This is a genomic window from Actinoplanes ianthinogenes (assembly GCF_018324205.1).
Taxonomy (GTDB): Bacteria; Actinomycetota; Actinomycetes; order Mycobacteriales; family Micromonosporaceae; genus Actinoplanes; species Actinoplanes ianthinogenes.
Genome location: NZ_AP023356.1, coordinates 5,391,329 through 5,417,634, shown reverse-complemented (window position 1 = coordinate 5,417,634; position 26,306 = coordinate 5,391,329). Strand labels below are relative to the sequence as shown.

Annotated in this window: 24 protein-coding genes and 3 tRNA genes; all 27 read right to left on the bottom strand. The window is 67.6% G+C overall.

The window, feature by feature from the left end; translation table 11 throughout:
* The 27 genes from rplB to Aiant_RS24385 all read right to left on the bottom strand — a co-directional run bounded on the left by rplB (nt 1) and on the right by Aiant_RS24385 (nt 25,926).
* Nucleotides 1-840 carry a 50S ribosomal protein L2 gene (rplB, locus tag Aiant_RS24515; RefSeq protein WP_189329194.1) on the bottom strand — a complete coding sequence of 280 codons (840 nt, stop codon included), beginning with the start codon at nt 838-840 and terminating at the stop codon, nt 1-3.
* A gap of 14 nt (nt 841-854) precedes the next feature.
* Complete coding sequence (rplW, locus tag Aiant_RS24510; protein WP_122976227.1) at nt 855-1,157, bottom strand: 50S ribosomal protein L23; 303 nt, start codon at nt 1,155-1,157, stop codon at nt 855-857.
* The gene (gene rplD / locus Aiant_RS24505) at nt 1,154-1,801 is read right to left on the bottom strand and encodes a 50S ribosomal protein L4 (protein WP_189329193.1); all 648 of its coding nucleotides are present in this window, start codon (nt 1,799-1,801) and stop codon (nt 1,154-1,156) included. The genes rplW and rplD overlap by 4 nt, the downstream gene beginning before the upstream one ends.
* Entirely contained in the window at nt 1,798-2,448 is a 651-nt protein-coding gene (gene rplC, locus Aiant_RS24500; RefSeq protein WP_189329192.1) for a 50S ribosomal protein L3, read from the bottom strand. The genes rplD and rplC overlap by 4 nt, the downstream gene beginning before the upstream one ends.
* A 12-nt stretch (nt 2,449-2,460) precedes the next feature.
* Nucleotides 2,461-2,769 (bottom strand): 30S ribosomal protein S10, encoded by a 309-nt coding sequence (rpsJ, locus tag Aiant_RS24495; protein ID WP_007073037.1) that lies wholly within the window; start codon nt 2,767-2,769, stop codon nt 2,461-2,463.
* 373 nt (nt 2,770-3,142) lie between these two features.
* Nucleotides 3,143-4,336, bottom strand: coding sequence for an elongation factor Tu (gene tuf, locus Aiant_RS24490; protein ID WP_189329191.1), 1,194 nt, complete (start codon nt 4,334-4,336; stop codon nt 3,143-3,145).
* Nucleotides 4,337-4,454: 118 nt separating this feature from the next.
* Nucleotides 4,455-6,551: an elongation factor G gene (gene fusA / locus Aiant_RS24485; RefSeq protein WP_189329190.1), complete on the bottom strand. Its 2,097-nt coding sequence runs from the start codon at nt 6,549-6,551 to the stop codon at nt 4,455-4,457.
* Between the two features lie 85 nt (nt 6,552-6,636).
* A complete protein-coding gene (rpsG, locus tag Aiant_RS24480) occupies nt 6,637-7,107 on the bottom strand; it encodes a 30S ribosomal protein S7 (RefSeq protein ID WP_043531103.1) in 471 nt (156 codons plus the stop codon).
* 1 nt (nt 7,108) lies between these two features.
* Complete coding sequence (gene rpsL / locus Aiant_RS24475; protein ID WP_007465318.1) at nt 7,109-7,483, bottom strand: 30S ribosomal protein S12; 375 nt, start codon at nt 7,481-7,483, stop codon at nt 7,109-7,111.
* A gap of 414 nt (nt 7,484-7,897) precedes the next feature.
* Nucleotides 7,898-8,269: a hypothetical protein gene (locus Aiant_RS24470; protein WP_189329744.1), complete on the bottom strand. Its 372-nt coding sequence runs from the start codon at nt 8,267-8,269 to the stop codon at nt 7,898-7,900.
* Nucleotides 8,270-8,413: 144 nt separating this feature from the next.
* The gene (locus Aiant_RS24465) at nt 8,414-8,758 is read right to left on the bottom strand and encodes a hypothetical protein (protein WP_189329189.1); all 345 of its coding nucleotides are present in this window, start codon (nt 8,756-8,758) and stop codon (nt 8,414-8,416) included.
* 95 nt (nt 8,759-8,853) lie between these two features.
* Complete coding sequence (locus Aiant_RS24460) at nt 8,854-12,744, bottom strand: DNA-directed RNA polymerase subunit beta' (protein ID WP_189329188.1); 3,891 nt, start codon at nt 12,742-12,744, stop codon at nt 8,854-8,856.
* A gap of 102 nt (nt 12,745-12,846) precedes the next feature.
* Nucleotides 12,847-16,287 carry a DNA-directed RNA polymerase subunit beta gene (rpoB, locus tag Aiant_RS24455; RefSeq protein ID WP_189329187.1) on the bottom strand — a complete coding sequence of 1,147 codons (3,441 nt, stop codon included), beginning with the start codon at nt 16,285-16,287 and terminating at the stop codon, nt 12,847-12,849.
* A 616-nt stretch (nt 16,288-16,903) separates the two neighbouring features.
* A complete protein-coding gene (gene rplL / locus Aiant_RS24450; RefSeq protein WP_189329186.1) occupies nt 16,904-17,287 on the bottom strand; it encodes a 50S ribosomal protein L7/L12 in 384 nt (127 codons plus the stop codon).
* Nucleotides 17,288-17,343: 56 nt separating this feature from the next.
* Nucleotides 17,344-17,892, bottom strand: a complete 549-nt coding sequence (gene rplJ, locus Aiant_RS24445) for a 50S ribosomal protein L10 (protein ID WP_189329185.1) — start codon at nt 17,890-17,892, stop codon at nt 17,344-17,346.
* Between the two features lie 269 nt (nt 17,893-18,161).
* On the bottom strand, nt 18,162-18,860 hold the full coding sequence (locus Aiant_RS24440; RefSeq protein ID WP_189329184.1) for a hypothetical protein: 699 nt from the start codon (nt 18,858-18,860) through the stop codon (nt 18,162-18,164).
* Complete coding sequence (locus tag Aiant_RS24435) at nt 18,857-19,648, bottom strand: ATP-binding cassette domain-containing protein (RefSeq protein WP_189329183.1); 792 nt, start codon at nt 19,646-19,648, stop codon at nt 18,857-18,859. Before Aiant_RS24435 ends, Aiant_RS24440 begins: the two co-directional genes overlap by 4 nt.
* Before the next feature lie 66 nt (nt 19,649-19,714).
* Nucleotides 19,715-20,434 carry a 50S ribosomal protein L1 gene (gene rplA, locus Aiant_RS24430; RefSeq protein ID WP_189329182.1) on the bottom strand — a complete coding sequence of 240 codons (720 nt, stop codon included), beginning with the start codon at nt 20,432-20,434 and terminating at the stop codon, nt 19,715-19,717.
* A gap of 77 nt (nt 20,435-20,511) precedes the next feature.
* Nucleotides 20,512-21,153 (bottom strand): transcription termination/antitermination protein NusG, encoded by a 642-nt coding sequence (nusG, locus tag Aiant_RS24425; protein ID WP_425322712.1) that lies wholly within the window; start codon nt 21,151-21,153, stop codon nt 20,512-20,514.
* A 122-nt stretch (nt 21,154-21,275) separates the two neighbouring features.
* Nucleotides 21,276-21,662, bottom strand: coding sequence for a preprotein translocase subunit SecE (secE, locus tag Aiant_RS24420; protein WP_189329180.1), 387 nt, complete (start codon nt 21,660-21,662; stop codon nt 21,276-21,278).
* 104 nt (nt 21,663-21,766) lie between these two features.
* A tRNA-Trp gene (locus Aiant_RS24415) sits at nt 21,767-21,839 on the bottom strand.
* A 79-nt stretch (nt 21,840-21,918) separates the two neighbouring features.
* Nucleotides 21,919-22,314 carry a MaoC family dehydratase gene (locus Aiant_RS24410; RefSeq protein ID WP_189329179.1) on the bottom strand — a complete coding sequence of 132 codons (396 nt, stop codon included), beginning with the start codon at nt 22,312-22,314 and terminating at the stop codon, nt 21,919-21,921.
* Nucleotides 22,314-22,766 carry a MaoC family dehydratase N-terminal domain-containing protein gene (locus Aiant_RS24405; RefSeq protein WP_189329178.1) on the bottom strand — a complete coding sequence of 151 codons (453 nt, stop codon included), beginning with the start codon at nt 22,764-22,766 and terminating at the stop codon, nt 22,314-22,316. Before Aiant_RS24405 ends, Aiant_RS24410 begins: the two co-directional genes overlap by 1 nt.
* Nucleotides 22,767-22,833: 67 nt before the next feature.
* On the bottom strand, nt 22,834-23,001 hold the full coding sequence (gene rpmG / locus Aiant_RS24400; RefSeq protein WP_014440704.1) for a 50S ribosomal protein L33: 168 nt from the start codon (nt 22,999-23,001) through the stop codon (nt 22,834-22,836).
* Between the two features lie 107 nt (nt 23,002-23,108).
* Nucleotides 23,109-23,181, bottom strand: a tRNA-Met gene (locus tag Aiant_RS24395).
* A 49-nt stretch (nt 23,182-23,230) separates the two neighbouring features.
* Nucleotides 23,231-23,303 (bottom strand) — tRNA-Thr (locus Aiant_RS24390).
* Between the two features lie 94 nt (nt 23,304-23,397).
* Entirely contained in the window at nt 23,398-25,926 is a 2,529-nt protein-coding gene (locus Aiant_RS24385) for a putative bifunctional diguanylate cyclase/phosphodiesterase (protein WP_189329177.1), read from the bottom strand.
* Between the last annotated feature and the right edge of the window lie 380 nt (nt 25,927-26,306).

Here is a 26,306-nt window from a genome sequence, read left to right as displayed (position 1 = left end):
TTACCCGCGCTTGCGGGTGGCGTAGCGGCGGCGAACGATCAGCTTGTCGCTCTCCTGGCCCTTGCGGCGGGTACGGCCCTCCGGCTTACCAGCCGGGTTGACCGGGTGACGACCACCGGAGGTCTTACCCTCACCACCACCGTGCGGGTGGTCGACGGGGTTCATGGCGACACCACGGACGGTCGGGCGCTTGCCCTTCCACCGCATACGGCCGGCCTTACCCCAGTTGATGTTCGACTGCTCGGCGTTGCCGATCTCGCCGACGGTGGCGCGGCAGCGCACGTCGACGCGACGGATCTCACCGGAGGGCATACGCAGCGTGGCGTACGCGCCCTCACGGCCGAGCAGCTGGATGCCGACGCCGGCCGAGCGGGCCAGCTTGGCTCCACCGCCGGGACGAAGCTCCACGCCGTGGATCGTCGTACCGACCGGGATGTTGCGCAGGGGCAGGTTGTTGCCCGGCTTGATGTCCGCGCCCACGCCCGACTCGATGCGGTCGCCCTGCTTCAGGTCCTTCGGCGCCAGGATGTAGCGCTTCTCACCGTCCGCGTAGTGCAACAGCGCGATGCGCGAGGTGCGGTTCGGGTCGTACTCGATGTGAGCGACCTTGGCCGGCACGCCGTCCTTGTCGTTCCGCTTGAAGTCGATCAGCCGGTACTGCCGCTTGTGGCCACCGCCCTGGTGCCGCGTGGTGATGCGACCGTGGACGTTGCGGCCACCCTTCTTGGGCAGCGGGACCAGCAGAGACTTCTCCGGCGTCGACCGGGTGATCTCGGCGAAGTCGGCGACGCTCGAGCCGCGGCGGCCCGGCGTGGTCGGCTTGTACTTACGGATTGCCATGATTCACAAACCCCTTAGCTGACCGGGCCGCCGAAGGCCTCGATACGGTCACCGTCAGCCAGCTTCACCATCGCGCGCTTGGTCGCCTTGCGCTGACCGAAGCCGGTCCGGGTGCGCTTGCGCTTGCCCTCGCGGTTCGCGGTGTTCACCGTCAGCACGCGGACGTTGAAGATCTGCTGGATCGCGATCTTGATCTGGGTCTTGTTCGCGTCCGGGTGGACGAGGAACGTGTACCAGTTCTGGTCGAGAACGCTGTAGCTCTTCTCGGAGACCACCGGGGCGACGATGATGTCGCGCGGGTCGGCGATCGTGCTCACTTGTCGCCCTCCTCGGACTTCTCGGCCCCGCCCAGGAACTCGTCGAGCGCGACCTTGGTGAAGACGACCTCGTCGGCGACCAGCACGTCGTACGTGTTGAGCTGGCCGGCCTCGATGAGGTGCACGGTCGGCTCGTTGCGCAGCGAGATCCAGTTCAGCTCGTCCTGGCTGTCCAGCACGACGAGGATCTTGTTGGTCTGGGCGACCTTCCGCAGCGTGGCGACGGCGGCCTTCGTCGACGGCGTCTCGCCGGTGACGAACGACTCGACGACGAACACGCGGCCGTCACGGGCCCGGTCGGAGAGGGCGCCACGCAGAGCGGCAGCCTTCATCTTCTTCGGGGTCCGCTGGCTGTAGTCACGCGGCACGGGACCGTGCACGACGCCACCACCGGTGAACTGCGGCGCGCGGATCGAGCCCTGACGGGCGCGACCGGTGCCCTTCTGCTTGTACGGCTTCTTGCCGCCGCCGGCGACCTCGCCGCGGGACTTCGCCTTGTGCGTACCCTGGCGGGCCGCGGCCAGCTGGGCCACGACGACCTGGTGCATCAGCGGGATGTTCGCCTGCGCGTCGAAGATGCCGGCGGGCAGGTCGACCGAGCCGGCCTTGGCGCCCTCGGCGTTGATGATGTCAACCGAGCTCACTTGGCACCGCCCTTCTTGGCCGCACTACGGACCAGGATCAGCGCGCCCTTGGGGCCGGGCACAGCGCCCTTGACCAGGATCAGGTTGCGCTCGGTGTCGATCGCCTGGATCGTCAGGTTCTGGACGGTGTAGCGCTTGCTACCCATCCGGCCGGCCATCCGGACGCCCTTGAAGACGCGGCCCGGGGTGGCGCAGGCGCCGATCGAGCCGGGCGAGCGGTGCTTGCGCTCGACACCGTGGCTCGCGCGCAGACCGTGGAAGCCGTGCCGCTTCATGACACCGGCGTAGCCCTTGCCCTTGGTCTTGCCGGTCACGTCGATCGGCTGACCGGCAGCGAACGTGTCGACCGTGACTTCCTGGCCGAGCTCGTACTCGCTGGCGTCGACGGTGCGAAGCTCGACGAGGTGGCGCCGCGGCGACACACCGGCCTTCGCGTAGTGGCCGCTCTCCGGCTTGTTGACCTTGCGGGGGTCAATCGCGCCGAAAGCCAGCTGGACAGCGGAGTAGCCGTCCTTCTCAGAGGTGCGGACCTGGGTCACGACGCACGGGCCGGCCTGCACCACGGTTACCGGGACGACCTTGTTGTTGTCCCAGACCTGGGTCATGCCGAGCTTGGCGCCCAGGATCCCCTTCACTTGCCTGTCCATTTGTCCGGATCCCTACAGCTTGATCTCGATGTCGACGCCAGCCGGCAGGTCGAGGCGCATGAGCGAGTCGACCGTCTTCGGGGTCGGGTCGATGATGTCGATCAGACGCTTGTGCGTGCGCATCTCGAAGTGCTCGCGCGAGTCCTTGTACTTGTGCGGCGAACGGATCACGCAGAAACGGTTGATCTCCGTGGGCAGCGGCACCGGGCCCGCGACCTGCGCCCCGGTACGCGTCACCGTCTCGACGATCTTCCGCGCCGAGGAGTCGACGACCTCGTGGTCATAGGCCTTGAGCCGGATGCGGATCTTCTGTCCCGCCATGGTGGCTTCTGTTTCCTTCTCTCGATGCCGCTACGTGCGGAAGCGGTGGCCTCCACATGCCCGCAGGACCGTTGATCCTGCGTTGTCCGACCCCCGCGGTCGGGCGTGTCGCGCCTCGTCACAGAGTGCTGGGCACTCAGCTTCCGGCCTCCACCCCTTCGGGCGGACGCGATCGCGGGGATCTGGGATGCCGGGCGGCAAAGAAACACACCCGGACACCCGGCGAGGGTGGGTAGTTGATCAAGTCAAAGTTGACCTAGCTCGACTACCCACCCCGCGCGGACGCAACCTGACTAGTATGCCGGATTAACTCCAGCATTGCTAATCGGGGTCACCAACGAGGGGTGCTCACCGAAGTGAACACCCCTCGAAATCACTTGATGATCTTCGTGACCGTGCCGGCGCCGACGGTGCGGCCACCCTCACGGATCGCGAACTTCAGGCCCTGCTCCATGGCGATCGGCTGGATCAGCTTCACGGCCATCGAGGTGGAGTCGCCCGGCATGACCATCTCGGTGCCCTCGGGCAGCGTGACGACGCCGGTGACGTCCGTGGTGCGGAAGTAGAACTGCGGCCGGTAGTTCTGGAAGAACGGGGTGTGCCGGCCACCCTCCTCCTTGGAGAGGATGTAGACCTGGCCCTCGAACTCCGTGTGCGGAGTCGTGGTGCCCGGCTTCACGACGACCATGCCGCGCTCGACGTCCTCGCGCTTGATGCCGCGGAGCAGCAGACCGACGTTCTCACCCGCGCGGGCCTCGTCGAGCAGCTTGCGGAACATCTCGATGCCGGTGCAAACGGTCTTGGTCGACTTCTCGCGGATACCGACGATCTCGACCTCCTCGTTCGGCTTGAGGATGCCGCGCTCGGCGCGACCGGTCACCACGGTGCCACGACCGGTGATCGTGAAGACGTCCTCGATCGGCATGAGGAACGGCTTCTCGGTCTCACGCTCGGGCTGCGGGATCGCGGTGTCGACCGCGTTCATCAGCTCCAGGAGCTTGCCGGTCCACTCCGGGTCGCCCTCGAGCGCCTTGAGCGCCGACACGCGCACGACCGGCAGGTCGTCGCCCGGGAACTCGTAGGTGCTCAGCAGCTCGCGGACCTCGAGCTCGACGAGCTCCAGGAGCTCCTCGTCCTCGACCATGTCGCTCTTGTTCAGGGCGACGACGATGTACGGAACGCCGACCTGGCGGGCCAGGAGCACGTGCTCCTTGGTCTGCGGCATCGGGCCGTCGGTCGCGGCAACCACCAGGATCGCGCCGTCCATCTGCGCGGCACCGGTGATCATGTTCTTGATGTAGTCGGCGTGGCCGGGGCAGTCCACGTGCGCGTAGTGGCGCGCCGCGGTCTGGTACTCGACGTGCGCGATCGAGATCGTGATGCCGCGGGCCTTCTCCTCCGGCGCCTTGTCGATCTCGTCGAACGGGGTGTACGGGTTCAGGTCCGGGAACTCGTCGTGCAGGACCTTCGTGATGGCCGCAGTCAGCGTCGTCTTACCGTGGTCGATGTGACCAATGGTGCCGATGTTGACGTGCGGCTTAGTCCGCTCGAACTTCGCCTTCGCCACTGGTGTCCTCCTGTGGACTGATCATTACTTTTCGCCCGGCACGCCGATAAGGCGCTCAGGACTCTGTCGACTGCTCGTGCACGTGCGGCCCTCGACGGGCCGCACGTGCCTCAACGCGTCAGGCGCCGGTGGCCTTAGCGATGATCTCCTTCGCCACGTTCTGCGGAACCTCGGCGTAGGAGTCGAACTGCATGCTGTAGCTAGCCCGGCCCGCAGTCTTCGACCGCAGGTCGCCGACGTAGCCGAACATCTCCGAGAGCGGCACCAGAGCCTTGACGACGCGAGCGCCGTGACGCTCCTCCATCGACTGGATCATGCCACGACGGGAGTTGAGGTCGCCGATCACGTCGCCCATGTTGTCCTCGGGGGTGGTGACCTCGACGGACATCATCGGCTCGAGCAGCGCGGGGTCGGCCTTGCGAGCCGCTTCCTTCATCGCCATGGAGCCGGCGATCTTGAACGCCATCTCGGACGAGTCGACCTCGTGGTACTGACCGTCCAGCAGCGTGAACTTGACGCCCACCAGCGGGTAGCCGGCGAGAACGCCGTACTGGAGGGAGTCCTGCGCACCGGCGTCGACCGAGGGGATGAACTCCTTCGGCACGCGGCCACCGGTCACGGCGTTGACGAACTCGTACGTCGGGCCGTCGGCGTCGAGCGGCAGCGGCTCGACCTTGACGATGACCTTCGCGTACTGGCCCGAGCCACCGGTCTGCTTCTTGTGGACGTAGTCGAGCTTCTCGACCGTGCCGCGAATGGTCTCGCGGTACGCCACCTGCGGCTTACCGATGTTCGCCTCGACGTTGAACTCGCGCCGCATGCGGTCGACGAGGATGTCGAGGTGGAGCTCGCCCATGCCGGCGATGATGGTCTGACCGGTCTCCTCGTCGTTGAAGACCCGGAAGGTCGGGTCCTCCTCGGCGAGGCGCTGGATCGCGGTGCCCAGCTTCTCCTGGTCCGACTTGGTCTTCGGCTCGATGGCGACCTGGATGACCGGCTCCGGGAAGGTCATCGACTCCAGGATGACCGGCTTGGCCGGGTCGCAGAGCGTGTCACCGGTGGTGGTCTGCTTCAGACCCTGGACGGCGATGATGTCGCCGGCCTGCGCGGTGTTGCGCTCCTCACGCTTGTTCGCGTGCATCTGGTAGATCTTGCCGATGCGCTCCTTGCGGTCCTTGGTGGAGTTGATCACCTGAGTACCGGTCTCGAGCGTTCCGGAGTAGACCCGGACGTAGGTCAGCTTGCCGAGGTGCTTGTCGGTCTGGATCTTGAAGGCCAGCGCCGAGAAGGGCTCGTCGTTCGACGGCTTCCGCAGCATCGGCGTCTCGCCGTCGGTCGCGGTGCCCTCGATGGCCGGGATGTCCAGCGGCGACGGCAGGTACTCGATGACGGCGTCCAGCATCGGCTGCACACCCTTGTTCTTGAACGCCGAGCCGCAGAGCACCGGGTTGGCCTTGCTGGCGATCGTGGCGCGCCGGATGGCGGCCTTGATCTCCTCGACCGAAACCTCTTCGCCCTCGAGGTACTTCTCCATCACGGAGTCGTCGACGTCCGCCAGGGTCTCGAGCAGCTTCTCGCGCCACTCGGCCGCGGAGTCGGCCAGATCCGCCGGGATCTCCTCGATCGCGTAGTCCTCACCCTTCTGGGTCTCCCCACGCCAGGTGAGCGCGCGCATCTCGATCAGGTCCACGACACCGATGTGGTCACCCTCGAGCCCGATCGGGATCTGGAGGACCAGCGGCGTGGCGTTGAGCCGGTCGATCATCATCTGCACACAGCGGAAGAAGTCCGCGCCGGTCCGGTCGAGCTTGTTGACGAAGCACATCCGGGGGACGTGGTACTTGTCCGCCTGCCGCCAGACGTTCTCGGTCTGCGGCTCCACGCCGGCAACGCCGTCGTAGACCGCCACCGCGCCGTCGAGCACCCGCAGCGACCGCTCGACCTCGACCGTGAAGTCGACGTGGCCGGGCGTGTCGATGATCTGGATCGTGTGACCCTTCCACTCGCACTTGGTGGCGGCGGAAGTGATGGTGATACCGCGCTCCTGCTCCTGCTCCATCCAGTCCATGACGGCAGCGCCCTCGTGGACCTCACCGATCTTGTACGTGATACCGGTGTAGAACAGGATTCGCTCGGTAGTCGTGGTCTTACCAGCATCGATGTGCGCCATGATGCCGATGTTGCGTACCTTGGCGAGCGCGTCTGCGGCGGCCACTTCCATCCCTACTTTTCTTCGTCGTCGTCTCGTGGACCGGTACGACTGCCGTGGCCCGGCGGAATGCCGGGCCCGCAGCAGGGTCTTACCAGCGGTAGTGCGCGAAGGCCTTGTTGGACTCCGCCATCTTGTGGGTGTCCTCGCGACGCTTCACCGCGGCGCCGAGGCCGTTGCTGGCGTCGAGCAGCTCGTTCTGGAGCCGCTCGATCATGGTCTTCTCGCGGCGCGCCTTGGAGTACTGAACCAGCCAGCGCAGACCGAGGGTGGTCTGGCGCGGGGTGCGCACCTCGACCGGCACCTGGTAGGTCGCGCCACCGACGCGGCGGCTGCGGACCTCGAGGGTCGGCTTCACGTTGTCCATCGCGCGCTTGAGGATGACCACCGGGTCGGTGCCACTCTTCTCGCGGGCACCCTCGAGGGCGCCGTACACGATGCGCTCGGCGAGCTGACGCTTGCCGCCGATCAGGATCTTGTTCACCAGCTGGGTCACCAGCGGCGAGTTGTACACCGGGTCAGCGACCACCGGGTGACGCGGAGCGGGGCCCTTACGCGGCATGTCAGCTCTTCTCCTTCTTCGCGCCGTAACGGCTACGAGCCTGCTTGCGGTTCCGGACACCCTGGGTGTCGAGCGAACCGCGAACGATCTTGTAGCGGACGCCGGGCAGGTCCTTCACACGGCCGCCACGCACGAGCACGATCGAGTGCTCCTGCAGGTTGTGGCCGACACCCGGGATGTACGCCGTGACCTCGATCTGGCTGCTCAGCTTCACGCGAGCGACCTTGCGCAGCGCAGAGTTCGGCTTCTTGGGGGTGGTGGTGTACACGCGGGTACACACGCCGCGCCGCTGAGGGCTTCCCTTCAGTGCCGGCGTCTTCGTCTTGGTCGTCTTCGCCTGGCGGCCCTTGCGGACCAGCTGCTGGATCGTGGGCACCGGGTTTCTCCGCTCCCTTCGGCCGCTTTCTTCTACGGCCGCACCGAGTGTTATGCCTTGTGTGTAGGGCCCTCCCGGAAGGGAGTGTCCCGCACCCGCGGTCGGGCGTGTCGTCCGGCTCACGGTCCCGTCGCGCGTGAGTGATTCACGCGTCCCGGTCTTGTCTTTGTCAGGACAGGGGTCGAACCCTGTCCGTCGTGCGGCTTTACCCGTCGTACGTTCCGATTCGGGTGCACGCACGAGTTGCCCGGGCGAGCCCGGGCACGAGGGGAAAGAGTACCCACCTCAAGCACCCAGGTCAAAATGAACCAGTCAGATCAGACCTGGGCCCCCACGATGGACATCTCCGTATACCAGTGTACCGGGTGCCCCAGCGCGGCAATGCCGCGGTGCCGGATCCAGACCACACGGTCGTTATGAAGCTTGTAACACCAATCCCAGCAACAACGCGAGGAGCGATATTCCCGCCCCCGCGCCGCCGCACGAGATCCCGGCGATCGCCAGCCCGCGGCCGGTGAACCGCACCCGGCCCGGCCCGCCCGAACGCCGGATCTGCCGCATCGCGATCAGCGAGGCGGCCACCGCTCCCCCACCGGCCAGCACGCTGAGCAGCGTGAATGCACCCGCCACCCAACTACCCGCGCCGCTGAAGCCGAAACAGACGACCAGGATCGCGACCAGGATCGACCCGATGCCGGCGGCCAGCCCGCCGATCGCCAGACCCGACGTGATCGGCACGACCCGCAGCTGGACCAGCCCGAAGTCGGTCCCGGTCACCACGTCCACTCGCTCCGCCTCCCAGCCGCTGACCGACTGCGGCGGCAGCGGCGGGCCGTATGGCGGCGGTCCGTAGGGCGGCGGCGGGGGTTGCATCATGAACAGAAGCATGTCACCCGGACGAGCCGTGGCGCAGCCCGGGCAGCGGCCCGATCAGTCGGTGCCCGGAGCGAAATCCGGGCCCGGGACGGCCGCCAGGTGCAACAGGCCGGCGATCCCGGCCACCACCAGCGTGGCCAGTGCCAGCACCAGACCGGCCCAGGCCAGCTTGCGGCCACGGCGGATCCACCGGCCACCGGTGAGGTAGCCCCCGGCCGCGAACGCCTCTCGCGTGGTCTGACGGGCCAGCAGCAGGGCGACCGTGGCCGGAATCACCCCGCCGATCAGCGGGCCGGTCAGCAGCGCGACCAGGCCCAGCGCGAAGACCGCCCGCGCCTTCGTCGACGGCGCCGGCTCCGGATCGAGCGGATGGCGGGCGGGCACGGCTTGAGTGGTCACCACTACATCTTAGAAACGCCGCTGGGGCGGCCGCGCCATGCGCGACCACCCCAGGCGGATCCAGCTCTTTCAGTACGGCCTGAGCCGCACCACCGTCAGCGGTACGACCCGAAGTCGAAGTCGTCCAGCGGAACGGCCTGGCCACTGGCCGGCCCGAAGCCGTAGTCGGTCTCCGGGTACCCGGTCATCGAGTACACCTTGGCCTTGGCCTCCTCGGTCGGCTCGACCCGGATGTTCCGGTACTTGGAGATACCGGTACCGGCCGGGATGAGCTTACCGATGATGACGTTCTCCTTGAGGCCCACCAGCGAGTCGCTGCGCGAGTTGATCGCAGCGTCGGTGAGCACCCGGGTGGTCTCCTGGAAGGAGGCCGCCGAGAGCCAGGAGTCGGTCGCCAGCGAGGCCTTGGTGATACCCATCAGCACCGGACGACCGGCGGCGGGCTCGCCACCCTCGCCCACGAGCCGGCGGTTCTCCGACTCGAAGAGCGCCCGGTCGACCAGCACGCCCGGCAGGAACTCGGTCGCGCCGGAGTCGATGACCGTCACCCGCTTCAGCATCTGGCGGATGATGATCTCGATGTGCTTGTCGTGGATGAGCACACCCTGCGAGCGGTAGACCTCCTGGACCTCACTGGTCAGGTGGACCTGGACCGCGCGCGGACCCATGATGCGCAGCAGCTCGTGCGGGTCGATGGTGCCCTCGGTGAGCTTCTCGCCGACGTTGACGTGGTCGCCGTCGTGCGCCCGCAGCTTGACCCGCTTCGAGATCTTGTCGTACACGATCTCGTCGCTGCCGTCGTCCGGGATCACGATGATCTTCCGCGACCGCTCGCCGTCCTCGATCCGGATGCGGCCGGGGGTGTCGGCGATGGGCGCCTTACCCTTCGGCACCCGGGCCTCGAAGATCTCCTGGACACGCGGCAGACCCTGGGTGATGTCCTCACCCGCGACACCACCGGTGTGGAAGGTACGCATCGTCAGCTGGGTACCCGGCTCACCGATGGACTGGGCCGCGATGATGCCGACCGCCTCGCCGATGTCGACCGACTTGCCGGTCGGCAGCGAACGGCCGTAGCAGGCCGCGCACACACCGAGCTTCGACTCGCAGGTCAGCACGCTGCGCACCCGGACGTTCTCGACGCCCGCGGCGACCAGCTTGTCGACCAGGATCGAGTTGAGGTCGGTGCCCCGGGCGACGACCAGGTTGCCGGCCTCGTCCGTGATGTCGTCGGCGATGGTCCGCGCGTGCACGCCGGTCTCGGCGTGGGTGTGCACGACCAGGGTGCCGTCGGCCTCGCGCTCGCCGACCGCCATCGGGATGGCGCGGTCGGTGCCGCAGTCCTCCTCGCGGATGATGACGTCCTGCGAGACGTCCACCAGACGCCGGGTCAGGTAACCCGAGTCGGCGGTACGCAGCGCGGTGTCGGCCAGACCCTTGCGGGCACCGTGGGTGGAGATGAAGTACTCCAGCACGGTCAGACCCTCGCGGTACGACGAGGTGATCGGCCGCGGGATGATCTCACCCTTGGGGTTGGCCACCAGGCCACGGATCGCGGCGATCTGCCGCAGCTGCAGCAGGTTACCGCGAGCACCCGAGTTGATCATGACCCAGAGCGGGTTCTCCTGCGGCAGCGAGGTCTCCATCTCCTTGGAGATCTCGTTGGTCGCCTTGGTCCAGATCTCGATCAGCTCGCCGCGGCGCTCCTCGGCGGTCATCAGACCACGCTGGTACTGCTTGTCGATCCGGTCCGCCTCGACCTGGTAGCGCTGCAGGATCTCCGGCTTGCGCGGGGGGCCGATGACGTCGCCCATGCCGATCGTCACACCGGACCAGGTGGCCCAGTGGAAGCCGGCCTCCTTGAGCGCGTCCAGGGTCGCGGCCAGGGCGACCTTGGGGAAGCGCTCGGCGAGGTCGTTGACGATCGCCGACAGCTGACCCTTGCGGATCTCGTAGTTGACGTACCGGTAGCCCGGGGGCAGCGTCTCGTTGAAGATGACCCGGCCGAGCGTGGTCTCGACGAGCAGCGGCTCGCCCTCGACCCACTCCTCCGGAGCCTCCCACGCCTCGGACTTGGCGCCGTTGTCCACGCCGATGACGTCGCGCAGGCGGATCTTCACCGGCGCCTGCAGGTGCAGCTCGCCGTTGTCGTACGCCATCCGCGCCTCGGCGTCCGAGCTGAACACCCGGCCCTCACCCTTCGCGCCCGGCGTCAGGTGGGTCAGGTGGTACAGCCCGATGATCATGTCCTGGGTGGGCATGGTCACCGGCTTGCCGTCGGCCGGCTTGAGGATGTTGTTCGACGACAGCATCAGGATCCGGGCCTCGGCCTGCGCCTCGGCCGACAGCGGCACGTGCACCGCCATCTGGTCACCGTCGAAGTCCGCGTTGAACGCGGTGCAGACGAGCGGGTGGATCTGGATCGCCTTGCCCTCGACCAGCTGCGGCTCGAAGGCCTGGATACCCAGACGGTGCAGGGTCGGAGCACGGTTCAGCAGCACCGGGTGCTCGCTGATGACCTCCTCCAGCACGTCCCACACGACCGGACGCTGACGCTCGACCATCCGCTTGGCGGACTTGATGTTCTGCGCGTGGTTCAGGTCGACCAGACGCTTCATCACGAACGGCTTGAACAGCTCCAGCGCCATCTGCTTGGGCAGACCGCACTGGTGCAGCTTCAGCCGCGGGCCGACGACGATGACCGAACGGCCGGAGTAGTCGACGCGCTTGCCGAGCAGGTTCTGCCGGAACCGGCCCTGCTTGCCCTTGAGCATGTCGGAGAGCGACTTCAGCGGGCGGTTACCCGGGCCGGTGACCGGCCGGCCACGACGGCCGTTGTCGAACAGCGCGTCGACGGCCTCCTGGAGCATCCGCTTCTCGTTGTTGACGATGATCTCGGGCGCGCCGAGGTCGATCAGCCGCTTGAGGCGGTTGTTCCGGTTGATGACCCGGCGGTACAGGTCGTTCAGGTCGGAGGTGGCGAAGCGGCCACCGTCGAGCTGCACCATCGGGCGCAGGTCCGGCGGGATGACCGGGACGCAGTCGAGCACCATGCCGAGCGGCGAGTTGCGGGTGTTCAGGAACGCCGCCACGACCTTGAGCCGCTTGAGCGCCCGGATCTTCCGCTGGCCCTTACCGGTGCGGATGATCTCCCGAAGGTTCTCCGCCTCGGCGTCCAGGTCCATGTTCTCGAGCAGCGCCTTGATCGCCTCGGCGCCCATGCCGCCGGTGAAGTACTCACCGAAACGGTCCCGCAGCTCGCGGTAGAGCAGCTCGTCGGTGACCAGCTGCTTGGAGTCGAGCTTGCGGAAGGTGTCGAGCACCTCGTCCAGGCGGTCGATCTCGCGCTGCGCCTTGTCCCGGATCTGGCGCATCTCGCGCTCGCCGGCTTCCTTGACCTTGCGGCGCACGTCGGCCTTCGCACCCTCGGCCTCGAGCTCGGCCAGGTCCTGCTCCAGCTTGGCGGCACGCTTCTCGATCTCCGAGTCGCGGCCGTTCTCGGACTGCCGCTTCTCCGCGAAGATCTCGTTCTCGATGGTCGACATGTCGCGGTGACGCGCCTCGGCGTCCACGCTGGTGACCACGTACGAAGCGAAGTAGATGATCTTCTCGAGGTCCTTGGGCGCCAGGTCGAGCAGGTAGCCCAGGCGGCTCGGCACACCCTTGAAGTACCAGATGTGCGTGACCGAGGCGGCCAGCTCGATGTGACCCATCCGCTCACGCCGGACCTTGGAGCGGGTCACCTCGACGCCACAGCGCTCACAGATGATGCCCTTGAACCGGACGCGCTTGTACTTGCCGCAGTAGCACTCCCAGTCCCGCTGCGGACCGAAGATCTTCTCGCAGAAGAGTCCGTCCTTCTCGGGCTTGAGGGTGCGGTAGTTGATCGTCTCGGGCTTCTTGACCTCGCCGTGCGACCACTGCCGGATGTCGTCAGCGGTAGCCAGGCCGATGCGCAACTCGTCGAAGAAGTTGACGTCGAGCACTTGGACTATCCCTCGTGTTTCGTTGCTCGGGTGAATTCAAGGCCGGCGGGGGCGCCCCCGGCCGGTCCCGAGAACCTCAGGACCGACCGGGGACGCTCTCCGTCAGATCTCTTCGACGCTGCTGACGCCCTCGTTCGGACGCCGGGACAGGTCGATGCCGAGTTCCTCCGCGGCCCGGAAGACCTCGTCGTCGGTCTCGCGCATCTCCAGGGCCACACCGTCGCTGGAGAGCACCTCAACGTTCAGGCACAGCGACTGGAGCTCCTTGAGAAGCACCTTGAACGACTCCGGGATTCCCGGCTCCGGGATGTTCTCGCCCTTGACGATGGCCTCGTACACCTTCACGCGGCCGAGAACGTCGTCGGACTTGATGGTGAGCAGCTCCTGCAGCGCGTAAGCGGCGCCGTAGGCCTGCATCGCCCAGCACTCCATCTCGCCGAACCGCTGGCCACCGAACTGGGCCTTACCACCGAGCGGCTGCTGCGTGATCATCGAGTACGGACCGGTCGACCGCGCGTGGATCTTGTCGTCGACCAGGTGGTTCAGCTTCAGGATGTAGACGTAGCCGACCGAGATCGGGTCCGGCAGCGGCTCACCGGAGCGGCCGTCGAAAAGCTGCGCCTTGCCGTCACCGTTGACCAGCCGCTTGCCGTCCCGGTTCACCAGGGTCGACTCCAGCAGGCCCTTGATCTCCTCCTCCTGGGCACCGTCGAAGACCGGGGTCGCGACGTTGCTGTCGGCGGGGGACTCGTGCGCCTCGATCGAGCGGAGCTGGCGCTTCCACTCCTCGTCGTCGCCCTCGATCTGCCAACCGGTCTTGGCGATCCACCCGAGGTGGGTCTCCAGGACCTGGCCGATGTTCATACGCGAGGGGACACCGAGCGGGTTGAGCACGATGTCGACCGGGGTGCCGTCCTCGAGGAACGGCATGTCCTCGACGGGGAGGATCTTGGAGATGACGCCCTTGTTGCCGTGCCGGCCCGCGAGCTTGTCACCGTCCTGGATCTTCCGCTTCTGCGCCACGTAGACCCGGACCAGCTCGTTCACGCCCGGGGGCAGCTCGTCGCCGTCCTCGCGGGAGAACGTGCGGACACCGATGACGGTGCCGGTCTCGCCGTGCGGCACCTTCAGCGAGGTGTCCCGGACCTCCCGGGCCTTCTCACCGAAGATCGCGCGGAGCAGCCGCTCCTCCGGGGTCAGCTCGGTCTCGCCCTTGGGCGTGACCTTGCCGACCAGGATGTCGCCGGGCACGACCTCGGCGCCGATCCGGATGATGCCGCGCTCGTCCAGGTCCGCCAGCATCTCCTCGCTGACGTTCGGGATGTCGCGGGTGATCTCTTCCGGACCCAGCTTGGTGTCGCGGGCGTCGACCTCGTGCTCCTCGATGTGGATCGAGGTGAGCACGTCCTGCTGCACGAGGCGCTGCGACAGGATGATCGCGTCCTCGTAGTTGTGGCCCTCCCAGCACATGAACGCGACCAGGAGGTTGCGGCCCAGGGCCATCTCCCCCTCGTCGGTGCACGGACCGTCGGCGATGACCTGGCCGGCCTCGACCCGGTCACCCTCGAAGACGACCGGCTTCTGGTTGACGCAGGAGCCGGCGTTCGAGCGGCGGAACTTGTGCAGCAGGTAGGTCCGGCGGTGGCCGTCGTCCTGGTGCACCGTCACGTAGTCGGCGCACAGGTCCTCGACCACACCGGCGACCTCGGCGACGACCACGTCACCGGCGTCGACCGCGGCGCGGTACTCCATGCCGGTGCCGACCAGCGGCGCCTCGGCCTTGACCAGCGGCACGGCCTGACGCTGCATGTTCGCGCCCATGAGGGCACGGTTGGCGTCGTCGTGCTCGAGGAACGGGATCATCGCGGTGGCGACCGAGGTCATCTGCCGCGGCGACACGTCCATGTAGTCGACCTGCTCACCGGGAACGTAGTCGACCTCACCGCCCTTCCGGCGGACCAGGACGCGGTCCTCGGCGAACGTGTTGTCACTGGACAGCACGGCGTTCGCCTGGGCCTTGATGAAGCGGTCTTCCTCGTCAGCGGTGAGGTAGTGCACCTCGTCGGTGACGACACCGTTCTCGACCTTGCGGTACGGCGTCTCGATGAAGCCGAACGGGTTGACCCGCGCGAACGTCGAGAGCGCGCCGATCAGACCGATGTTCGGACCCTCGGGGGTCTCGATCGGGCACATCCGGCCGTAGTGGGACGGGTGCACGTCACGGACCTCGAAGCCGGCCCGCTCACGCGACAGACCACCCGGGCCGAGCGCCGACAGACGGCGACGGTGGGTCAGACCCGCGAGCGGGTTGGTCTGGTCCATGAACTGCGACAGCTGCGACGTACCGAAGAACTCCTTGATCGCGGCCACCACGGGGCGGATGTTGATCAGGGTCTGCGGCGTGATCGCCTCGACGTCCTGGGTCGTCATCCGCTCGCGGACGACGCGCTCCATCCGGGACAGGCCGACGCGGACCTGGTTCTGGATGAGCTCGCCGACGGTGCGCAGGCGACGGTTACCGAAGTGGTCGATGTCGTCGGCCTCGTAGCCCTCCTCACCGGCGTGCAGCCGGCAGAGGTACTCCACGGTCTTGACGATGTCTTCCTCGGAGAGCGTGCCCCGGACGATCGGGACGTCGATCTCGAGCTTCTTGTTGAACTTGTACCGGCCGACCTTGGCGACGTCATACCGCTTCGGGTTGAAGAAGAGGTTGTCGAGCAGGGTCTGCGCGTTCTCCCGCGTCGGCGGCTCGCCCGGACGCAGCTTGCGGTAGATGTCCAACAGGGCCTCGTCCTGCCCCGCGATGTGGTCTTTCTCCAGCGTCGTCATGAGCAGCTCGGACCAGCCGAAGCGCTCACGGATCTGGTCGGCGGACCAGCCGATCGCCTTGAGGAGGACGGTGACGGCCTGGCGACGCTTGCGGTCGATGCGGACACCGACGGTGTCGCGCTTGTCGATGTCGAACTCCAGCCAGGCACCCCGGCTCGGGATGACCTTGACGCTGGTGAGGTCGCGGTCGGAGGTCTTGTCCGGCTCCTTGGTGAAGTACACGCCCGGCGAGCGGACGAGCTGGCTCACCACGACGCGCTCGGTGCCGTTGATGACGAACGTCCCCTTGGGGGTCATCATCGGGAAGTCACCCATGAACACGGTCTGGCTCTTGATCTCGCCAGTCGTGTTGTTGGTGAACTCCGCGGTCACGAACAGCGGCGCGCAGTAGGTCAGGTCCTTCTCCTTGCACTCCTCGATCGAGGCCTTGACCTCGTCGAATCGGGGAGACGAGAAGGACAGCGACATAGTGCCGGAGAAGTCCTCAATGGGACTGATCTCTTCGAGGATCTCTGCGAGGCCCGAGTGGGCGTGCGGGTCGTCCGTCGTCCGGGCCTGCCAAGCCTCGTTGCCGACCAGCCAGTCGAAGGAGTCCGTCTGGAGGGCGAGGAGGTTGGGGACCTCTAGCTGCTCGGTGATCCGGCCGAAAGAGACACGGCGGGGTGCGTAAGCGCTCGACGTACGGCTGGTCTTCGCAGGGCGGGAAGCTGCCAAGATGCGTCCTTCCGAGGACCGGTGCTGCTATGCGGCTGAGTTGCTGGTGCAACTGGTCTGCGTGCACTCCAAAAGACACCCGTCGACATCCACGCCCCAAGAGATACAGAGACATGGATACAACGACAGGCGTCAAGACAGAAGGCAGCGCAAACTAGCAGTGTAGCCGCTCGGCTAACCGCTGTCCAGCCCACACCACGAAGTGGCCTGCGGAACGTGTCCCCGACGTCGCTGACCTGCACCATCGCGGTCAACACCGTGGCCGGGGCCGCTCAAGAAACGCGGCTCATCTTCCTCGGGTGCCGGTCCGTGGTCATCGGGTGAACCGAATACCCACGGGGCGGCTGTCGCAAGCGCGGAAACTTGCTGCCATCAGCGTGCCTGTCAGGGGACACACAGTCAAGGGCTGTGCCGCGGGTCGGACCCACCCGCTCGTCCGGCACGCGCACCAGAGGGACCTTACTGCATGGATGGCGAGCTTTGTGACGCTTTGTCACCTGGCCCGTCAGCTGCTCGAACCTGCCCCGCTGACCAGCACCGATGCCCGGAAAAACGCCGATGGCGGAGACCCGTGTCGGATCTCCGCCATCGAAGGAAAACGCTGAAGAGCGTCAGATCACTTGAGGGTGACCTTGGCGCCCTCGCCCTCGAGCTTGGCCTTGGCGGCCTCGGCCTTCTCCTTGTTGACACCCTCGAGGATCGCCTTGGGGGCGGCCTCGACGGCGTCCTTGGCCTCCTTGAGGCCCAGGCCGGTCAGCTCACGCACGACCTTGATGACCTGGATCTTCTTGCCGCCGTCGCTCTCCAGAACGACGTCGAACGAGTCCTGCTCCGCGGCAGCCTCGGGGGCAGCGCCACCCGGGGCGGCGGCAGCGACGGCGACCGGCGCGGCGGCCTTGACGTCGAAGACCTCTTCGAACTGCTTCACGAACTCGGAGAGCTCGATCAGCGTCATCTCCTTGAACGCGTCGAGCAGGTCGTCGGTGCTGAGCTTCGCCATGATGGCAACCTTTCCTAGCTTCTGGTGTGAAACGTGCTTGGGTTCCCCGGGGCCGATCAGGCGGCCTCGGCGGAACCGTCCTTCTCGCGCTTGTCACGCAGGGCGTCCACCAGGCGCACGGCCTGGGAGAGCGGAGCCTGGAACGTGGCCGCGGCCTTGCTCAGGTTGCCCTTCATGGCGCCGGCCAGCTTGGCCAGCAGAACCTCACGGGACTCGAGATCAGCGAGCTTGTTGACCTCGTCCGCCGAGAGAGCCTTGCCCTCGAAGACGCCGCCCTTGATGACCAGAGCGGGGTTGGCCTTGGCGAAGGCACGGATGCCCTTGGCCGCCTCGACCACGTCACCGCTCACGAAGGCGAGCGCGGTAGGACCGGTGAACAGCGCGTCGAGGCCCTCGATGCCGGCGTCGCCCGCCGCACGCTTCGCGAGCGTGTTCTTGGCGACGGAGTACTTGGCCTGCTGGCCGAGCGCCCGGCGCAGCTCGGTGAGCTGCTTCACGGTAAGGCCGCGGTATTCGGTCAACACGGTGGCCGTCGAGGAACGGAAGTTCTCCGTCAGCTCGGCGACGGCCGTGGCCTTGTCGGCCCGGACCGGCTTGTCCGCCATGTCCCTCCTCTCCTCAGTGCTCGTTGCCACTGGTCGAGAGGGCCCGGAAAAGCAAAACGCCCCGGCGCAGGGCACGGGGCGGACCTCCGGCATGCGCGAGGCACGCCGTCACATCACGAACCGTTCTCCCTGCGCAGGTCGCCCGCTCTTGCGGGACCTTCGGCCGCGGCGTCCGTCTCGCGACGGTTGCTGCGGCGACCAGCGGTCTGTGGGTGGAACTTCGAGAAGCTACGGTACGCGGCCACCCCGCGAAAAACCAAATCGAGTGGTCAGGAGCGTGCCCGGCGCAGGAACCCGTACGTCGTCAGCGCCACCGCCGACCAGGCCAGTGACCACGCCGTGAGCTGAACCAGGGTGCCGGTCGCGGGGGTGGCGCCGGCGTTGAGCGCGCGAGCCGTGGCCATCACCGGCGGGACCAGCCACGGCGCGAACGAGCTGGTCAGGCCGAGCACGATGGCCAGGATCGAGCCGGTGACCAGGACCGCCACGCCGGGCAGGACCCGGCGGGTCACGGCCCGGCCGGCGACCGCGCCGAGGGCGGCCGCGGCGACCAGGGACAGCAGGTGGGCCAGCACGCCGAGGGCGATGCCGACGCCGAGCGACGACTCGGTGGATCCCGCCTCCGGGCCCCGGATGCCGTGGAACAGCAGCGGGACGACCATCGCGACGGCGCAGACCGCGGCGCCGGCGACGAGCGCGGCCAGCAGACCGGCGGCGCCCTCCCGGACCGGGCCGACAGCCAGCCGGGCCAGGCGGCGCTGCACGTCCGGCTCGGTGTCCAGCAGGACCTTGGTGAGCCAGGCGAGGATCGGGAACAGCGCGGCGGCGGAGTAGCCGTAGGCGGTGGCGGCCGGGGACGCTCCCCCGCCGTAGAGCACGCCGAGCACCACCAGCACGGCGATCAGCGGGGCGAGCGCACGGCCGCCGCGGAAGAACCCGGTCAGGCGCATCCCGGCCAGCGCGATCATCGTCTGTCCTCCTCGCGTGCGGCGAACGGGTGCTCGTCGCGTACCTCGAAGTCCTTGATCTCCCGGACGCCCAGCACGCGGTGACCGGACTCGCGGAGCCGGACCACGGCGTCGTCGGCCGCCGTGCGCGGCACCGCGATCTCGACCACCACCTCGTCGGTCTCCGGTCGCGAAGCGGCCGGGACGGCGGCCTCGACCTGGAGCGTGCCGGCGGTGACCGACCAGTGGGTCGCGTCCGGCAGGCCGGCGATCTCGCCGCGGTGGTCGCTGACCAGGACGGCGCCGCCGGCCCCGGTGACCTCGGCGACGATCTGCGGGACCAGGGTGCGGGCCCGGGCGTCCAGGCCCTCCCAGGGCTCGTCGAGCACCAGCAGGCCGGGCGGGGTGAGCAAGGCCTGGGCCAGGCCGACCTTCTGCGCGGTGCCCTTGGAGAGGGCGGCCAGCGGGGTGCCGGTGTGCTCGGCGAGGCCGAGCCGGTCGATCCAGTCGTCGGCGGCGGAGGGCGGGGCGTCGCGCAGCCGGGCCATCGCGCGCAGGTAGCCGAGCGCGGTGAACGGCTGGTCGGCCGGGAAGCGCTCGGGAACCCAGCCGACGGTCCGTGGCCGGTCCCTGACCGCGCCGCGCACCGGGCGCAGCACCCCGGCCGCGAGTTGGAGCAGGGTGGACTTGCCGGCGCCGTTGGGACCGAGCACCACCACGGTCTGCCCGGGCGCGACCGTCGCGGCCGCCTCGCGCAGCGCCCAGGGCGCGCGGCGGGCGTACCGGAACCAGACGCCGTCGAAACGCATGGCGGCAAGGATTCCACGAAAAAGCCCCCGGGGATGTCCCCGGGGGCTTCGTGCGCTGATCGAGGATCAGGCCTGGGCGGAGTCGCCCTTGAGGTTCTTCTGCACGTTCGGGTCGACCGGGACGCCCGGGCCCGTCGTGGTGGTGACGGTGACCTTCTTCAGGTACTTGCCCTTGGCGGCCGACGGCTTGGCCCGCAGGACCTCGTCGAGCACCGCGGCGTAGTTGTCGATCAGCTGGTCGGCGGTGAAGGACGCCTTGCCGATGATCATGTGCAGGTTCGAGTGCTTGTCCACCCGGAAGGTGATCTTGCCGCCCTTGATCTCGTTGACGGCCTTGGTCACGTCCATGGTGACGGTGCCGGTCTTCGGGTTCGGCATGAGGCCACGCGGGCCGAGGATCCGGGCGATCCGGCCGATCTTGGCCATCTGGTCCGGCGTCGCGATCGCGGCGTCGAACTCCAGCCAGCCACCCTGGATCCGGGCGACGAGCTCGTCGGTGCCGACCTCGTCGGCGCCGGCCGCGACGGCCTCCTCGGCCTTCGCGCCCTGGGCGAACACGATGACGCGGGCGGTCTTACCGGTGCCGTGCGGCAGGTTGACGGTGCCGCGGACCATCTGGTCGGCCTTACGCGGGTCGACACCGAGGCGCATCGCGACCTCGACGGTGGCGTCGAACTTCTTGGAGCTGGTGTCTTTCGCCAGGGCGATCGCGTCCTTGGGCTCGTAGAGCTTGTTGGAGTCGATCTTCTCCGCCGCGGCGCGGTACACCTTGCTGCGCTGTGCCATTACTCAGTACTCCTGTGGTTGATGGCGGGGCCGCTCGACGGCGGCCCCTCCCACTGATCTCGCCGGGGACCCGGCGATCAGATCTTGGTGACCTGGTTGAAGTTCAGCTCGACCGGGGTCTCCCGGCCGAAGATGGACACCAGGACCTTGAGCTTCTGCTGGTCGGCGTTGATCTCGCTGATCGACGCCGGCAGCGAGGCGAACGCGCCGTCGGTGACGGTGACGGAGTCGCCCACCTCGAAGTCCAGAACCTTGACCTCGGGCTTGACCTTCTTCTCCTCGGCCTGGACGGCCGGGGCCAGCCACTTCAGCACCTCGTCGAGGGAGAGCGGCGCCGGCCGGTCGACCCGGTCGGTGGCGCCCACGAAGCCGGTCACGCCGGGCGTGTTGCGCACGCAGGAGTAGGACTCCGGGGTCAGATCCATCCGGACCAGGATGTAGCCGGGGAAGACCTTGGCCTGCACCTGGTTGCGCTTGCCGTTCTTGACCTCGACCTCTTCGCGGGTCGGGACCTCGACCTGGAAGATGAAATCCTCCATGTCGAGGCTGGTGATCCGGGTCTCGAGGTTGGTCTTGACCTTGTTCTCGTAACCGGCGTAGGAGTGCACGACGTACCAGTCGCCGGGCGCGTACCGCAGCTTCTGCCGCAGCTCCTTGACCGGGTCGTAGTCCTCGTCGGCCTCGGGCGCCTGGACCGCCACCGGGGTCTCGTCGGCCAGCTCCTCGGCCGACTCCTCGGTGACCGGCGACGACTGCTCGTCAGCAAACTGCGCGGTCTCGTCGTCGTACTCAGGCACGCTCGCTCACTTCCAGATAAGTCACTCGGTTGGCGTCCGACGGGCTAGGAGGACGGACCACCCAGCAGGTAGAGGATGCCCTTGCCGAATCCGTAGTCCAGCACCGCCACGATCGCCGTCATCACGGTAACGAACGCGATCACGACACCGGTGTAGGTCAGCAGCTCTTTGCGCGTCGGCCAGATGACCTTACGAAGCTCGCTGATGACCTCGCGGAAGAAGCCGCCGATCCGGCCGAAGACTCCGGTGCGCTTGCGCTCCTTCTTCGTCTTCGGGGTGTCGTCGTCCTTGGTGCGCTCGGCCACAGCCGTGCCGCCACCGCGGGTCACCGGGGCGTCGTCGGCCTCATCGGTGTCGTCACCGCCGGCAGAGTCGGCGAGCAGCTCGTCGTCGCCCGGGACGTCGTCACCGGGCCGGTCCTTGTCGGCCACTTCGCCCTACTTCCGTCGTCGGTGGTGGTGATTTCCCGTCAGCACTCGACCGGACGCGGACTGTGCAAACCGCGCACCGGGCGGGCACGTCGAGGAGGATTGCGCAGGGGTGACAGGACTTGAACCTGCAGCCTGCGGTTTTGGAGACCGCTGCTCTGCCAATTGAGCTACACCCCTTTGCGGAGCTGTCATCTTGCGAATCACAGCCCCACGGCGCACCAGTGTACGGGTACGCCCTTGGTTATCCCAACCCGGGCTACCGCTTCCTGACGAGCGCCTGTGCCAGAGACAGTACCTTGTCTCCGTTGCACGTGGCAGTCAGGGCGAGCCGGGTTTCCCCATCCTCGGTGACTTCCTTCACCGTGGCCGTCACGACGATCTCGGTCCCCTCGTCCGTGTCCGGCACCGGGACCGGCCGGGCGAACCGCACGCTGAACTCCTTGACCGCGTCCGCGGCGCCGGCCCAGGTGGTCACCGCGCGGCCGACCAGGGCCATGGTGAACATGCCGTGCGCGATGACGCCGGGCAGGCCGACACCGGTCGCGATCCGCTCGCTCCAGTGGATCGGGTTGAAGTCGCCGGAGGCACCGGCGTAACGGACCAGGTCGGCCCGGGTGACCCGGAAGGTCTGCGGTTCCAGGATCTCGGTCATCAGGAGTGCTCCTCGCCGCGCTGGACCAGTTTCGACCACACCGTGACGACCGGCTCGCCGGCCTCGGTGCGCACCTCGGTGCGGGTGGTGATGAACCAGTGACCACCCCGGGTGGTGATCTCGTCCACCGAGTTCACACAGACCAGGGCGTCGCCGGCCACCACCGGGCGGGTGTAGGCGAATCGCTGGTCGCCGTGCACCACCCGGCTGTAGTCCAGGCCCAGGCCGGGATCGTTGATCACCTGGCGGCTGGCGGCCATGGTGATGGCGACCGGGAAGGTCGGCGGGGCCACCACATCCGGGTAGCCGATCGCGCGGGCCGCCTCGGGGTCGTGGTACTCAGCGTCGGTGGCGCCGATCGCGCGGGCGAACTCGCGGATCTTCTCCCGGCCGACGAGGTAGGTCTCGGTGGGCGGCCAGGTGCGGCCGACGAACGTCTGATCCAGGGGCATACCCCACAAACTACAATGCGCCGCCCGGAGTGACTCCGGACGGCGCTATTGCTTGGCTTTTGACAGCTCAGCGGGTCTCGCGGTGCAGGGTGTGCTTCCCGTCGCGCGGGCAGAACTTCTTCAGCTCGATGCGGTCGGGGTCGTTACGCCGGTTCTTCTTGGTGATGTAGTTCCGGTCCTTGCACTCCGTGCACGCCAGGGTGATCTTCGGACGTACGTCGGTCGCCTTGGCCACGGCGGGGTGCCTTCCTGCTAACGGAATCTAACTGACGACGAACCAGCGTAGACGCTCAGTTGGTCGCTCTGCAAAGTGGGCCTCGGATTTGAGACTCCACTGAAGAGTAGCGGTGGCCGGACTTGAACCGGCGACACAGCGATTATGAGCCGCTTGCTCTGCCATCTGAGCTACACCGCCGAGCCAGGCTCACGTCCAACGCCGGGCGGGGCGGGAACGAACCCGGTAGAGCCCCCTTACGGAATCGAACCGTAGACCTTCTCCTTACCATGGAGACGCTCTGCCGACTGAGCTAAGGGGGCTTGCTGCTTGCGATCTCTCGCTCGCTGCATGGGTAAGACTACACGGCTTGGACCGCGGGGTGAAATCGACCCCCCAACAACACGAAACCGCAGGTCAGATGACTGCTCGTAGCCTGCGGACCTCGCCGGTGGGAGTGGACTCCGGCTCCGTCTGAGCGCTCAGCCAGGCCTCCAGACGCTCGAACGGCAGGGGCCGGCTGAACAGGTAGCCCTGACCGATCTCGCACCCCATCTCCTCCAACAACTCCAGGGTGAGCTCGCTCTCCACGCCCTCGGCCACCACGGTGAGACCGAACTCCCTGGCCAGGCTGACGATCGCCCGGACGATCGCGAGATCCCCCGAATCGGTCGCCATGCCCTGGACGAACGTGTCGTCGATCTTCACCTCGTGGACCGGCCACTGGCGGAGATAGCCCAGCGAGGAGGCGCCGGTGCCGAAGTCGTCGACGCTCAGCCGGACACCGAGGTCGCGCAGCCGGTAGAGGGTGGGCAGGACCCGCTCGATGTCGCTGAGCATGCCCGGCTCGGAGATCTCGAAGGTGACCTGGCCCGGCTCCACCCGGTGCTCCTCCAGCAACTCCTGGACCAGGTCCGGGAATCGGGAGTCGAGCAGGGTACGGGCGGAGAGGTTGACCGCGATGGAGAGCGGCCGGTCCGCGTCCGCCCAGGCCTTGCAGTGCCGCAGGCCGGCGGTGAGCACCACCTCGGTGAGCCGGGCGAGCTGGCCGGTGTGCTCGGCGACCGCCACGAAGTCCTCCGGGGCGACCTCCCCGTGCGCCGGGTGCACCCAGCGGGCCAGGCACTCCACGCCGAGCACGTGCCGGTCGGCCAGCGTCACCTTGGGCTGGAAGTAGACCTCCAGCTGGTCGTTGTCGATCGCGCGGCGCAGGTCGGCGGCGATGCCCAGGCGGCGGACCGCGCGGGACTCCAGGGCCGGGTGGAAGGGCTGCACACCGTACGGAAGGACCTTGGCCGCGTTGGCGGCCAGCTCGGCGCGCTGGAGCAGCGTCTCCGGGTCGCTGCCGTGGTCGGGGTAGACCGAGACGCCGACCGCGGTGTCCACGTCCAGGGTGAGCGTGCCCACCGCCATCGGGCCGCGCAACCGTTCGCGCATCTGGGTGGCCAGCTCGATGGTCGCCTCGATGCTGGCGGTCCGCAGGGTGACCACGAACTCGTCGCCGCCGATCCGGCCGACCAGGGCGCCGGAGTCGGCGATGCCGCGGATCCGCTCGGCGACCTCGACCAGCAGTTTGTCGCCGGCGGCGTGACCCATCGACTCGTTGACGTTGCGCTGGCCGTCGACGTCGAAGAGCAGGATGGCGACGACCTCGTCCTCGGCGCGCACGGTGACCGACTCGGCGAGGGCGTCGATGATGCGGCGGCGGTTGGGGAGGGCGGTGAGGCGGTCGTGGTAGGCGTCGTAGCGCAGGCGGTCGACCAGCCGGGAATTCTCGACGGCGCCGGCGACGTGCGCGGCGATCGTCTCCAGAACCTGCACGTCCGCGTCCCGGAACGTCGTGTACGACCCGAGCCGGTTGACCACCTCGAGCGTCCCGATGGTGATCTGCCCGGACCGCAGCGGCACCGCGACGATGTCCCGCAGCCTCTTGGCTCGCAGGAGGTCGCGCAGATCGGCGGTCTCATCGAATTCCGAACCCACCGAGACCGCGCGGCCGGTCTCCATCACCCGGTCCCGGAGCACGGACGGCGTCGGCGAGATGTCGAACAAGGCCGCGTTGTCGTCGACCCGCGAGGTGAGCAGCACCTCGGGGTGCCGCCCCTGAACCGGCAGCCAAAGGGTCGCGAACTCGGAGCGCATGAGCGTACGCACCCGGCCCAGGAGCACGTCCGGAAGACCGCCGGTGCCGGTCTCGTCGCGAAGGGCGACGGTGAGCTCGTAGACCTCGGTGAGCGTCCGGTGTTGCCGGAAGATGCCCGCGAACGAGCGGAACACCAGGATCATCGCCAGCACCAGCGCGGCGAGGAGCACCACGGCCCACCGGTTGGCTTCGATCGCGATCAGGAAGACCAGGCCGATGATGATGTTGATCGCGGCGATCGCGAGGGTCGGCATGCCGGCCGTCAATGCCTGGCGGCCCGCATGCCGGCTCTGCACCAGGGCGATTACGCCGGCCACCGCGACGTGCGACACGACGACACTGGTCATCACCGCGAAGAAAAGAATCACCCACGTGGTGGGGCCGGGCCCGGTGATGTCCGGCAGGAGCGCGATGACGACCAGAGCCGCGGAACTGCTGGCGGCCTGCCGGGCGACGTTGAACCAAAGCTTGGTGGATTCCATGCTCCGGACATTCGTCACCAGAGCGGCGGCCGTCATTGCCGCGATGAACGACGCCGGGGGGACGAAATAGAGCCCGAGAACCAATGGGATCTCGGTGATCACCATGTTGTAGCTCTGCCGGCCGATGACGATGTGCGTCACCGTCACATTGGCCAGAACCGCGCCGATGAGCAGCACCACGCCACCGAGCCAAGCTTGGTGCCATCGCTCGTCGGCTCTGAGCGATATGACGAAACAGGTGAAACCGAAAAGGGCCAGCGGCGCGGTGACCAGCCAGGCATAGGCGGAGGAACGCCGCGAAGGCACCCGAGGCCCGCTCATGGCGCTCCTATCCTGTAGGGCCAACTGCTCCAGTCAGACCCGCGCCAGGCACCAATGTGACGATGGGCCTAGCCCCAAACGGCCTCATTCGTCGTAAGCACAGTTGCCGACGTGCTGTCGGAGCCATCCTGCGCGGCACTGACAGCGCCGATACCGCCGAAGGCCGCCACGAGCACGAAAACCAAGCCCGCGAGGCGGCCCAGCCTTCTTGCAGACATGTTCGCTCCCAGTTTGGAAAGTCAGTTCCCGACGGGTCATCTGATGGTGCCACACCGCTTGTGCGACAGGGAGTGTTCATCGGCGGGTCGCGGTGGCGCTCCGGCAAAACCTGGCCGAACGGCTGAGTCGACCATGACTGTCCAACCTGAAGAATTGGCGGC

Excerpts from the sequence above, each read along its gene's own strand:
- rplB (WP_189329194.1), bottom strand. The coding sequence starts at position 840 with ATGGCAATCCGTAAGTACAAGCCGACCACGCCGGGCCGCCGCGGCTCG.
- rplC (WP_189329192.1), bottom strand. The coding sequence starts at position 2,448 with ATGGACAGGCAAGTGAAGGGGATCCTGGGCGCCAAGCTCGGCATGACC.
- rpsJ (WP_007073037.1), bottom strand. The coding sequence starts at position 2,769 with ATGGCGGGACAGAAGATCCGCATCCGGCTCAAGGCCTATGACCACGAG.
- rpsG (WP_043531103.1), bottom strand. The coding sequence starts at position 7,107 with ATGCCGCGTAAGGGCCCCGCTCCGCGTCACCCGGTGGTCGCTGACCCG.
- rplL (WP_189329186.1), bottom strand. The coding sequence starts at position 17,287 with ATGGCGAAGCTCAGCACCGACGACCTGCTCGACGCGTTCAAGGAGATG.
- rplJ (WP_189329185.1), bottom strand. The coding sequence starts at position 17,892 with ATGGCGGACAAGCCGGTCCGGGCCGACAAGGCCACGGCCGTCGCCGAG.
- Aiant_RS24440 (WP_189329184.1), bottom strand. The coding sequence starts at position 18,860 with ATGATCGCGCTGGCCGGGATGCGCCTGACCGGGTTCTTCCGCGGCGGC.
- Aiant_RS24435 (WP_189329183.1), bottom strand. The coding sequence starts at position 19,648 with ATGCGTTTCGACGGCGTCTGGTTCCGGTACGCCCGCCGCGCGCCCTGG.
- rplA (WP_189329182.1), bottom strand. The coding sequence starts at position 20,434 with ATGGCACAGCGCAGCAAGGTGTACCGCGCCGCGGCGGAGAAGATCGAC.
- Aiant_RS24410 (WP_189329179.1), bottom strand. The coding sequence starts at position 22,314 with ATGACCGAGATCCTGGAACCGCAGACCTTCCGGGTCACCCGGGCCGAC.
- Aiant_RS24405 (WP_189329178.1), bottom strand. The coding sequence starts at position 22,766 with ATGCCCCTGGATCAGACGTTCGTCGGCCGCACCTGGCCGCCCACCGAG.
- Aiant_RS24385 (WP_189329177.1), bottom strand. The coding sequence starts at position 25,926 with ATGAGCGGGCCTCGGGTGCCTTCGCGGCGTTCCTCCGCCTATGCCTGG.